Source organism: Streptomyces sp. NPDC046716 (genome assembly GCF_040645755.1).
Classification (GTDB): Bacteria; Actinomycetota; Actinomycetes; order Streptomycetales; family Streptomycetaceae; genus Streptomyces.
In genome coordinates this window covers 1-10,243 of the sequence record NZ_JBEYYU010000115.1, presented here as the reverse complement: position 1 = coordinate 10,243, position 10,243 = coordinate 1, and the positions used below count along the sequence as shown (strand labels likewise).

The window sequence follows — 10,243 nt, the reverse complement described above, 5'->3', positions numbered from 1 at the left end:
CGCCCAGATGCACAACCTCGCCCTCGCATCATGACCAGAAAACCGCCCTAACCGGCTCTGACCTTCCCGAACACGGCCTTGTGCAACACCCTTTAGGGCGTGTATCGAAAGTCCTAGTGCGGCGCCCCGCGCCACCCCGCCACCGGCAGCGCGAACTTGGCGACGAGCCGGTCCGTGAACACGGCGTGGTGCAGCCGGGCGAGCCGTACCGGGACGGCCCCGCGCCGCACCTCCACCCGCGCGCCCGCGGGCAGTTCGACGGTGCGCCGTCCGTCGCACCACAGCACCCCGTGCGGGGTGTGCGGCTGCACCTCGACGGCCAGGACCGAGTCCGGCGACGTGACCAGCGGCTTGGCGAACAGCGCGTGCGCGCTGATCGGCACCATCAGCAGTGCCTCGACCTCGGGCCACACCACGGGCCCGCCCGCCGAGAACGCGTACGCCGTCGACCCGGTGGGCGTCGCGCACACGATCCCGTCGCAGCCGAATCCGGTGACCGGCCGGCCGTCGATCTCGAGGACGACCTCCAGCATCCGCTCGGGCTCGGTCTTCTGCACGGCCGCCTCGTTGAGCGCCCAGTCGCGGTGCACGACGTCGCCGTTGCGGTGCACGACGACGTCGATCGTCATGCGCTCCTCGACCTCGTACTCCTTGGTGACGACCCGGTCGACGACCTTGTCCAGGTCGTCGCGCTCGGCCTCGGCCAGGAATCCGACGCGCCCCAGGTTCACCCCGAGCATCGGCACCCCGGAGGCCCGCGCGAACTCGGCGCCGCGCAGCAGCGTCCCGTCCCCGCCGAGCACGATCAGCAGCTCGCACCCGTCGAGGCAGGCCGGTGTGGCCTCCTTCACGAGCTCCACGGAGTCGGGCAGCGGCAGGTCGGAGGCCTCGGACTCCAGGACCCGCACCTTCAGGCCGCTCTTCAGCAGCCCCTCGACGACGAGCTCGGCACTGCGGATGGCCGCGGGCCGACCCGTGTGCGCGAGCAGGAAAACGGTACGAGCTCGGGTCTGGGTCAACGCGGCCCCTCCGCCACTGCACGGTCGACGTCGGCCGGGTCCAGTTCGGGCGCACCGGCACGCAGCCACAGAAAGTACTCGACGTTCCCGGACGGGCCGGGCAGCGGACTCGCGGTCACGCCCCGCACGCCGAGGCCGAGCCGATACGCCTGCGCGGCGACCCCGCGCACGGCCTCGGCCCGCAGCTCGGGGCTGCGCACGACACCGCCGCTGCCCAGCCGCTCCTTGCCCACCTCGAACTGCGGCTTCACCATCAGCACCAGGTCGGCGTCGGGCGCCGCGCAGCGCACCAGGGCGGGCAGCACCAGGCCGAGCGGGATGAAGGACAGGTCTCCGACCACGATGTCCACGGGCACGTCGTCGATCGCCTCCAGCGTCAGTTCGCGTACGTTCGTACGGTCCTTGACGGTGACGCGTTCATCGCTCTGCAGCGACCAGGCGAGCTGCCCGTACCCGACGTCGACGGCGACGACGTGCGCGACGCCGGAGCGCAGCAGCACATCGGTGAAGCCGCCGGTGGAGGCCCCGGCGTCCAGGGCCCGTCGGCCCTCCACCACGAGCCCCTGCGGCAGGAACGCCGCGAGGGCGCCCGCCAGCTTGTGCCCGCCGCGCGAGACGTACTCGGGGTCGCCGTCGTCCTGCTGCACGACGATGGCCGCGGCCGTCTCCACCTGGGTCGCGGGCTTGGTCGCGACGGTCTTGCCGACGGAGACCCGGCCCGCGGCGATCAGCTGGCTGGCGTGCTCGCGCGAGCGGGCCAGCTTGCGGCGGACGAGTTCGGCGTCGAGGCGGCGACGTGCCACACCTGCCACGGTCGGTTCAGCTCCTGTGCTCATACGGGGACGACGGCTGGGGCCGCGCGTCCAGCGCCGTGAGCGCGCCGCGCAGCCCCTGGTGTACATCCTCGTACACCTCGACGTGTCCGTCTGCCGCGAGGTGGTCCACATCGGCAAGACGCTCCAGCTGCGCGTCCACCTCGGCGTTGCCGGTGACGGCGCGCTCGATGCCGAGGGGGGCGGGTGCTGCGGGGTCGTACGACGGTTCCGCCGGAACCGGGGCCTCGGCGGCGGGTGTCTCGCTCATGCCCCGACGCTACCTCGTGGCGCCGGTGTACCGTCGATCACGATGGCGACGATTGAGGAGTGCCGGGAGGCACTCGGCAGGCTCGCGGACAACATGGCGGGCGCGGACGGCGACGTACGCGCCGCGGTCGCCCTGGACCGTTCGCTGAGCTGCCACATCAGAGATCTGGACACGACGTTCTCCGGCCGCCTCGAGGACGGCCGGATCACGGTGCTCGGCACCCGCCCGGGGCCGCCCGCGGAGAAGGCGCAGATCCGCCTCGCGATGACGGGCGACGACCTCGTGGCGATGGTGGACGGGCGGCTGAACTTCGCGAAGGCCTGGGCTTCCGGCCGCGTGAAGCTGGAGGCGTCCTTCCGCGACCTGCTGCGCCTCAGGACGCTGCTTTAGCGACCTGGACCGGGGCGGCCTCCGCGTCCCGCTTTCCGCGGTTCTTGCGTGCCGCAGGTACCACCAGGGGCGTACCGGTCTCCGGGTCGTCGATGACCTGGCACTTCATTCCGAACAGCTGCTCGACGAGGTCGGCGGTGACGATGTCCTTGGGCGCTCCCTCGGCGATCACCTCGCCGTCGCGCAGCGCGATCAGGTGCGTCGCGTACCGGGCGGCGTGGTTGAGGTCGTGCAGCACGGCGACGAGCGTGCGCCCCTGCTCCTCGTGCAGGTCGGCGCAGAGGTCGAGGACGTCGATCTGGTGCTGGATGTCGAGGTAGGTGGTCGGCTCGTCGAGCAGCAGCAGCGGGGTCTGCTGGGCGAGCGCCATGGCGATCCACACGCGCTGGCGCTGACCGCCGGAGAGCTCGTCCACGTACCGGTCGGCGAGTTCGGCGACGCCGGTGGACGCCATCGACTCGTTGACGACCTTCTCGTCCTCCGGCGACCACTGGCGCAGCAGGCCCTGGTGCGGGTAGCGGCCGCGGGCGACGAGGTCGGCGACGGTGATGCCGTCGGGCGCGACGGAGGACTGCGGGAGCAGGCCGAGCGTCTTGGCGACCTTCTTCGCGGGCATCGACTGGATGACGCTGCCGTCGAGCAGGACCCGGCCGGTGCTGGGCTTGAGCATCCGCGACAGGGCGCGCAGGAGCGTCGATTTGCCGCAGGCGTTCGGGCCGACGATCACCGTGAAGGACTGGTCGGGGATCTCGACGGACAGCTTCTCGGCGATGACGCGCTGGTCGTATCCGAGGGTCACGTCGTCGGCTATCAGCCTGTTCACGGCGGTGCTCCTTTGGTTCGTACGAGTAACGGGGCTCAAATCCGCCCCGCCTTGCGCTCGGTGACGAGCAGCCACAGCAGATAGACGCCGCCGACGACGCCCGTGACGACGCCCACGGGCAGCTGGTCGGCGCCGAACGCGCGCTGCGACGCCAGGTCGGCGACGATCAGCAGGGTGGCGCCGAGGACGGTGGAGGCCAGCAGGTTCGGTCCGGGCGACCGGGTGAGCCGGCGGGCGATCTGGGGGGCGGTGAGCGCCACGAAGGTGACCGGGCCCGCAGCGGCGGTGGCGGCCGCGGTCAGCACCACGGAGGCGGCGAGCAGCAGCATTCTGGTCCGCTCGACGGGCACGCCGAGGGCGCCGGCCGCGTCGTCGCCCATCTCCAGCATCCGCAGCGGCCGCCCGTACCAGGCGACGAGCGGCGCGATGACGACGAACATGAGCAGCAGCGGCCACACCTGGGTCCAGTCGCGCCCGTTGAGCGAGCCGGTCATCCAGACGGTGGCGCGGGCGGCGTCGACGAAGTCGGCCTTGGTGAGCAGATAGCCGTTGACGGCGGTCACGAAGGCGGACGCGCCGATACCGACGAGCACCAGCCGGTAGCCGTGCACGCCCCGCTTCCAGGCGAGTACGTAGATGGCGACGCCGGTGACGAGTCCGCCGACGAGCGCGCCGAGGGCGACCTGGGCCGCACTCCCGCCGAAGATCACGATCATCACGAGGGCACCGGCGGTGGCGCCCTGTCCGAGCCCGAGCACGTCCGGGCTGCCCAGCGGGTTGCGGGAGATGGACTGGAACAGCGCGCCGGAGAGGCCGAGCGCACCGCCCACGAGGAGTCCGACGAGGACCCGCGGCAGCCGCAGGTCGTTGATGATGAACTCCTGCCCGGCGTTCCCGTGGCCGGCCAGGGTGCGCAGCACGTCCATGGCGGGGATCGGGAAGTCGCCGGTACCGATGAGCACGACGCTCGCGGCGAGCACGGCGACGACGAGGACGCCCACGACGACGACGGTGCGCGGGTCCAGTCGCACGGAGAGTCCGCCCGGAGTGCGGACCGCCTTGGTGGTCTTCGCGGCAGTCTTCACAGCTGGGCCATCCTCCGGCGTCGTACGAGAACGATGAAGACGGGTGCGCCGATGACCGCGGTGACGATGCCGACCTGGAGTTCGGAGGGCCGGGCCACGATCCGGCCGATCACGTCGGCGCCGAGCAGCAGCACCGGCGACAGGACCGCCGAGTACGGCAGCAGCCAGCGCTGGTCGGGGCCGGTGAAGGAGCGCACCATGTGCGGCACCATCAGGCCGACGAAGGCGATGGGCCCGCAGGCGGCGGTGGCCGCGCCGCACAGCAGGGTGGCGGAGAGCATGCCGAGCGCGCGGGTCCGCCCGAGATGGGCGCCGAGCGCCCGCGCGGTGTCGTCGCCCATCGCCATGGCGTTCAGCGGCCGGGCCAGGCCGAGCGCGAGCAGCGTGCCGACCGCGATGAACGGCCAGACCTGCTGGATCGTGTGCATGCTGGCGGTGGCCAGCGAGCCGACCTGCCAGAACCGCATCCGGTTCAGCGCGACGTCATCGGTGATCATCACGGCGTAGATGTAGCCGGAGAGTGCGGCGGCGACCGCCGTACCGGCGAGCGCGAGGCGTACGGGCGTCGCGTTCCTGGTCCCTCCGAGGACGTACACGAGCACGCCGACGGCGGCGGCGCCCGCGAAGGCGAACCACACGTATCCGCTGAGCGAGGTCACGCCGAAGAAGCTGATGGCGGTGACGACGGCGGCGGACGCGCCCATGTTGATGCCGAGGATGCCGGGGTCGGCCAGCGGGTTGCGGGTGAGCGCCTGGAGCACGGCGCCGGAGAGGCCGAGCGCGAGCCCGGCGAGCAGTCCGAGCACGGTGCGCGAGACTCGCTCGCCGACGACCACGTCCGCGTAGGTGTTGGTGTCGTGGAACAGCCCGTGCCAGACCTGGTCGAGCGTGAGCGACTTGGCTCCCACGGCGATGCTCGCCACGACGACGGCGAGCAGCACGACGACCGACGCGAGCAGCACCGCTGTACGTATCGCCGTACGACGGCCGGGGGGCGCGGGAGCGGTCTCCGCGCCGGCTTCTGGGGGACTCTCGACCAACACCAGGTTAGGGTAGCCTACCTTCCCTTCCGCCCACCCAGGGGAGGCCGCGCGCAGCACAGGCCCCAGGGGCGCGGGAAACCGGCGCGGAGCACACGCCTCAGCGGCCCGGAAGGCTGAGCGCGCAGCACACGCCTCAGCGGCCCGGAGGAGGCTGGGCGCGCAGCGCACGCCTCAGGGGCGCGGGGAACTGCGCGCTCAGCCACGACGAGACCCGCACGCGCACCCCGGACCGGCGCACCCTCCCACCCTCGCGGCCCGCGCCCCGCGCCCGAGCACAAAGCTAGAGCCCGGCCTCGCCCAACTGCTCCAGAACCTTCACGGAGTCCAGCTCACAGACACCGTCCTCGGCCGCGGCCCAGGCGGCCCCGCACAACGCCCGCAGTCCGTCGAGCGGATCCCCTTCCCCGGACAGCTCAAGGCATCCGTCCCCGGCCGAGGCGACCCACCCACCGCAGCGCACCGCGCCGTCCGCCGCCTCGACCTCCGGCTGCCCGCGCAGCAGCCCGCGCAGGTCGCGGTCCACGTACGTCGGCCGGTGCTGCGGCGGCGCGGCCAGCAGCTGCGCCCCGTCGGTCACTCCGGTGAGCACGAGCAGGGAGTCCACCCCGCCGTTGAACGCGCCCTCGATGTCCGTGTCGAGCCGGTCGCCGACGACGAGCGGCGTCTCGGCCCCGGTCCGCAGCACGGTCTCGCGGTGCATCGGCGGCAGCGGTTTGCCGGCGACCTGCGGCTCGGCACCCGTCGCGATCCGGACGACCTCGACCGCCGCGCCGTTGCCCGGCGCGATGCCGCGGCCGCTCGGGATCGTCAGGTCGGTGTTGGACGCGAACCACGGCACGCCCCGCGCGATCGCGTAGCAGCCCTCGGCGAACCGTCCCCATGCCATGTCGGGCCCGCCGAACCCCTGGGCCACGGCGGCGGGGTCGTCATCAGCGGATTCGACCGGCACGAGCCCGCGCTCGCGCAGCGCGACGCGCAGTCCCTCACCACCGACGACCAGCACGCGCGCCCCTTCGGGCACCTGCTCGCTGATCAGCCGGGCGACGGCCTGGGCGGAGGTGATCACGTCCTCGGCCTCGGTCGGGATCCCCAGCTCGCTCAGGTGCCCGGCGACGGTGTCCGGTGTCCGCAGCGCGTTGTTCGTCACGTAGGCGAGGGCCATCCCGCCGTCCCGCGCGGTGGCCAGTGAGTCCACGGCGTGGTCGATGGCATGCCCACCCGCGTAGACGACCCCGTCCAGATCGAGCAGGGCGGTGTCATAGGCCTCGCTCAACGCCCGCGCACTGCCCCCGGGCCGCACTCGCGGCCCGCTGTCGGCGGACCCGCGCTCACTCTGGCTCATTACGTATCGCTCCTCGTTCGATCCCACTCCCCGATCATCCCCCACGGCACCGACACTCGTACGATGCACGAATGAAGACTGCAGGTCGCACGGTACAGACGGGTAACCACGGCCTGGACCTGATGCCGTTCAGGGGCGTGCGGTACGTCCCCGAGCGGGTCGGCAGCCTCGCCGCCGTGACCTCACCCCCGTACGACGTCGTCGTACGCCCCGACGGCCTGCTCCATCTGGAGAGCGCGGACCCGTTCAACATCGTCCGGCTGATCCTGCCGCAGGCGACGGATCCGTCCGCCCGCAACGCCTTGGCGGCCGCCACCCTCCGGCACTGGCTGGCCGAGGGCGTCCTCGCCCCGGACCCGGAGCCCGCGCTGTACATCTACGAGCAGCGGAGCGGCGACATGCTCCAGCGCGGTGTCATCGGCGCCCTGCATCTCTCGGAGGCGGCGGAGGGTGTCGTGCTGCCCCACGAGGGCGTCATGCCGCATGTCGTCGAGGACCGCGCCGGCGTCATGCGCGCCACGGAGGCGAACCTCGAACCGCTCCTGCTCACCTATCGCGGAAACGGCGGCGCGACCGGCGCCTCGGCCGTCATCGAGCGCACCGTGCGGCAGCCCCCGCTCCTGGCCACGACCACCGAGGACGGCTACGACCACCGCCTGTGGGCCGTCACGGACCCGGAGGACCTCGCGCACATCCACGCCGACCTGGCCTCCCATCAGGCACTGATCGCCGACGGCCACCACCGCTGGGCGACCTACCTCCGCCTGCGCACGGAACATCCGGCGTCCGCGTCCTCTCCCTGGGACTACGGTCTGGTGCTCCTGGTCGACACGGCCCGCTATCCCTTGCGGGTCCGCGCCATCCACCGCCTGCTCAACCGGCTCCCTCTCGACGAGGCCCTGGCCGCCGTCGACGGCTCGTTCCGCGCACGCGAGGTCGACGGCCCCCTCCCGCAGGCCATGGAGGCTCTGGCGCGGGCGTCGGAAGAGGGCAACGCCTTCCTCCTCGCCGGCGGCACCAAGGACACCTACCACCTCCTGGACCGCCCCGATCCGGCCCTTCTCGCCCGCACGATCCGCACGGACCGTCCTCAGGCGTGGCGCACGCTGGACGCGACGGTGCTGCACGCGACGCTCCTCGGTCACGTGTGGGGCATCGCGGAGGACTCGCCGGCCGACATCGCGTACATCCACGACACGGAGGCCACGGTCGACAAGGCGCGCCGGGACGGCGGTACGGCGGTGCTGATGCACCCGGTGCGCGAGGACGTCGTCCGCGAATTGGCGCAGCAGGGCGTGACGATGCCCCGCAAGTCGACGTCGTTCGGCCCGAAGCCGGCGACGGGCCTGGTCCTGCGCACCCTCACCGACGACTGACGGGCGGGCCCCGAAGGAGCCCGCCCGTCACTCACCACAAGAAGCAGTCAGTCCCTACTGGTCCTGCTGGTCCCGCCGCTCACCATCGGCCTGCGCGGGCGCGGCACCGTCCTCGGCACTCTCGTCCTCGTCGAAGGCGTCGACGAACTCGACCCCGTCCAGCTCGGCCAGGCGGTCCGACGCGTCCGTGCTGCCGTCCTTGTCGGACTCGACGGCCTTGGCGAACCACTCGCGCGCCTCGTCCTCGCGCCCGGCGGCCAGCAGAGCGTCGGCGTACGCGTAGCGCAGCCGCGCGGTCCACGGCTGTACGGAGCTGGAGGCGAGCTCGGGACTCTGCAGGGTGACGATGGCGGCGTCGAGCTGCCCCATGTCCCGCCGTGCGCCGGCCGCGACGAGCCGCATCTCGACCTGCCCGGCCTTGTCCAGCTTCTGCACCTCGGGCGCCCCGGCCATGTCGAGCGCCTTCTCCGGCCGCTCGAGACCACGCTCGCAGTCGGCCATGACGGGCCACAGCTCGACGTTGCCGGTCATGCGCCGCGCCGCGCGGAACTCGGCGAGCGCCTCGCTGTACTTCTGGTTGGCGTACGCGGCGAAGCCCGCGGCCTCGCGCACCGCGGCGACCCGCGAGGCGAGCCGCAGCGCGACGCGCGAGTACCCGTAAGCACCCTCGGGGTCCTCGTCGATCAGCCGCGCCACCATCACGAGGTTCTTGCCGACGTCCTCGGCGAGCCCCTTCGGCAGCGACTGAAGCTCCTGCTGCACACCCTTGTCGAGCTCGAACCCGGAGACGTCCTCGGGAATCGGCAGCCGCTTGATCGGCTCACGGTCCCGGTCCCGGTCGTCCCGCCCACGGAAGCCGCCACCACGCCGGTCGTCACGACGGTCGTCGCGCCGGTCGTCCCGTCCCCGGAACCCACCGGGCCGCCCACCACGGTCGTCCCGCCGCGGCCCACGCGCACCACGGTCGTCGTCCCGCCCACGGAAGCCGCCACCGCGGTTGTCGTCACGCCGGCCGCCGTACGAGGGTCGGTCGTCCCGACGGTCATCGCGGCGGAAGGGGGGACGGTCACCATCACGACGCGGCCCACGATCCCGGTCACGGTCACCGTACGAGGGACGGTCATCGCGCCGGTCGCGGTACCCACCGCCACCGCCACGGTTGTCGTCCCGCCGGTCGCGGAAGCCGCCACCACGGTTGTCATCACGCCGGCCGCCGTACGAGGGACGGTCGTCACGGCGATCATCACGCCGGTCGTCCCGGCGGTCGTCGCGGCGGAAGGGGGGACGGTCGCCATCACGACGCGGCCCACGATCCCGATCACGGTCGCCGTAGGAAGGACGGTCATCGCGCCGGTCGCGGTACCCACCGCCGCCACCGCGGTTGTCATCACGCCGGGCGCCGTAGGACGGCCGGTCGTCCCGGCGGTCGTCGCGGCGGAAGGGAGGACGGTCGCCATCACGACGCGGCCCACGATCCCGATCGCGGTCACGGTCGCCGTACGAGGGACGGTCGTCACGCCGGTCGCGGTACCCACCGCCACCGCCACGGTTGTCGTCCCGCCGGTCGCGGAAGCCGCCACCACGGTTGTCGTCACGCCGGCCGCCGTACGAGGGACGGTCGTCACGGCGATCATCACGCCGGCCATCGCGGCGGTCGTCGCGGTGGAAGGGGGGACGGTCGCCATCACGACGCGGCCCACGATCCCGATCACGGTCACGGTCACGGTCGCCGAACGAGGGACGGTCATCGCGCCGGTCGCGGCGCGGGCCGCCACTGTTCCCGCGGTAGCCGCCCCGGTCACCACTGTCCCGGCGGCGCTGGTCGCGCTCGGGTCGCTCGTCGGGAGAGTTGGTGGACATCGGTGGACTCCTGTCTTCGGTACCGCAGTCATTCTCGCGCAGCCGGGGTGCCGGCGCGCTCCGAGAAGAGTTCTGGAAATACAAAAGGACCCTTGGTCCCAGGCATGTGTGCCGGGACCAAGGGTCCTCTCAAAAATAGTTCGGCGGCGTCCTACTCTCCCACAGGGTCCCCCCTGCAGTACCATCGGCGCTGTAAGGCTTAGCTTCCGGGTTCGGAATGTA

General features: G+C 72.3%; 11 protein-coding genes and 1 rRNA gene. 2 read left to right on the top strand and 10 right to left on the bottom strand.

Translation table 11 applies throughout. From position 1 onward, the window contains the following. Positions 1 to 113: 113 nt before the first annotated feature. From ABZ930_RS40665 to ABZ930_RS40655, 3 genes are read right to left on the bottom strand one after another with little or no spacing between them, the layout of a single operon-like run. A complete protein-coding gene (locus ABZ930_RS40665; RefSeq protein WP_361560414.1) occupies positions 114 to 1,019 on the bottom strand; it encodes an NAD kinase in 906 nt (301 codons plus the stop codon). Beyond that, positions 1,016 to 1,831 (bottom strand): TlyA family RNA methyltransferase, encoded by an 816-nt coding sequence (locus ABZ930_RS40660; protein ID WP_361560411.1) that lies wholly within the window; start codon positions 1,829 to 1,831, stop codon positions 1,016 to 1,018. Before ABZ930_RS40660 ends, ABZ930_RS40665 begins: the two co-directional genes overlap by 4 nt. Positions 1,832 to 1,838: 7 nt before the next feature. Beyond that, entirely contained in the window at positions 1,839 to 2,102 is a 264-nt protein-coding gene (locus tag ABZ930_RS40655) for a hypothetical protein (RefSeq protein WP_361560409.1), read from the bottom strand. 42 nt (positions 2,103 to 2,144) lie between these two features. On the opposite strand from ABZ930_RS40655, the gene ABZ930_RS40650 reads away from it, so the two are divergent. Next, positions 2,145 to 2,492: an SCP2 sterol-binding domain-containing protein gene (locus tag ABZ930_RS40650; protein WP_361560406.1), complete on the top strand. Its 348-nt coding sequence runs from the start codon at positions 2,145 to 2,147 to the stop codon at positions 2,490 to 2,492. On the opposite strand, the gene ABZ930_RS40645 is transcribed toward ABZ930_RS40650, so the two are convergent. From ABZ930_RS40645 to ABZ930_RS40630, 4 genes are all read right to left on the bottom strand, one after another. After that, positions 2,476 to 3,315, bottom strand: a complete 840-nt coding sequence (locus tag ABZ930_RS40645) for an ABC transporter ATP-binding protein (RefSeq protein WP_361560403.1) — start codon at positions 3,313 to 3,315, stop codon at positions 2,476 to 2,478. The two genes, ABZ930_RS40650 and ABZ930_RS40645, sit on opposite strands and share 17 nt — an antisense overlap. 35 nt (positions 3,316 to 3,350) lie before the next feature. Then, positions 3,351 to 4,400, bottom strand: a complete 1,050-nt coding sequence (locus tag ABZ930_RS40640; RefSeq protein ID WP_361560400.1) for an iron chelate uptake ABC transporter family permease subunit — start codon at positions 4,398 to 4,400, stop codon at positions 3,351 to 3,353. Continuing rightward, positions 4,397 to 5,443: an iron chelate uptake ABC transporter family permease subunit gene (locus ABZ930_RS40635; RefSeq protein WP_361560397.1), complete on the bottom strand. Its 1,047-nt coding sequence runs from the start codon at positions 5,441 to 5,443 to the stop codon at positions 4,397 to 4,399. Before ABZ930_RS40635 ends, ABZ930_RS40640 begins: the two co-directional genes overlap by 4 nt. 280 nt (positions 5,444 to 5,723) lie before the next feature. After that, complete coding sequence (locus ABZ930_RS40630) at positions 5,724 to 6,785, bottom strand: HAD hydrolase-like protein (protein WP_361560395.1); 1,062 nt, start codon at positions 6,783 to 6,785, stop codon at positions 5,724 to 5,726. A 71-nt stretch (positions 6,786 to 6,856) separates the two neighbouring features. On the opposite strand from ABZ930_RS40630, the gene ABZ930_RS40625 reads away from it, so the two are divergent. After that, entirely contained in the window at positions 6,857 to 8,161 is a 1,305-nt protein-coding gene (locus tag ABZ930_RS40625; RefSeq protein ID WP_361560392.1) for a DUF1015 domain-containing protein, read from the top strand. A gap of 54 nt (positions 8,162 to 8,215) precedes the next feature. Here ABZ930_RS40625 and ABZ930_RS40620 read toward each other — a convergent pair whose 3' ends face one another. The 3 genes from ABZ930_RS40620 to rrf all read right to left on the bottom strand — a co-directional run. Further along, positions 8,216 to 8,923 carry a tetratricopeptide repeat protein gene (locus ABZ930_RS40620; RefSeq protein WP_361560390.1) on the bottom strand — a complete coding sequence of 236 codons (708 nt, stop codon included), beginning with the start codon at positions 8,921 to 8,923 and terminating at the stop codon, positions 8,216 to 8,218. Beyond that, complete coding sequence (locus ABZ930_RS40615) at positions 8,860 to 9,936, bottom strand: hypothetical protein (RefSeq protein ID WP_361560388.1); 1,077 nt, start codon at positions 9,934 to 9,936, stop codon at positions 8,860 to 8,862. Before ABZ930_RS40615 ends, ABZ930_RS40620 begins: the two co-directional genes overlap by 64 nt. 223 nt (positions 9,937 to 10,159) lie before the next feature. Then, positions 10,160 to 10,243: ribosomal RNA gene (gene rrf, locus ABZ930_RS40610) — 5S ribosomal RNA — on the bottom strand; the annotation flags it as partial.

What these genes read in the sequence shown, in the direction of transcription:
- ABZ930_RS40655 (WP_361560409.1), bottom strand. Translation starts at nt 2,102, where the DNA reads ATGAGCGAGACACCCGCCGCCGAGGCCCCGGTTCCGGCGGAACCGTCG.
- ABZ930_RS40650 (WP_361560406.1), top strand. Translation starts at nt 2,145, where the DNA reads ATGGCGACGATTGAGGAGTGCCGGGAGGCACTCGGCAGGCTCGCGGAC.
- ABZ930_RS40630 (WP_361560395.1), bottom strand. Translation starts at nt 6,785, where the DNA reads ATGAGCCAGAGTGAGCGCGGGTCCGCCGACAGCGGGCCGCGAGTGCGG.
- ABZ930_RS40625 (WP_361560392.1), top strand. Translation starts at nt 6,857, where the DNA reads ATGAAGACTGCAGGTCGCACGGTACAGACGGGTAACCACGGCCTGGAC.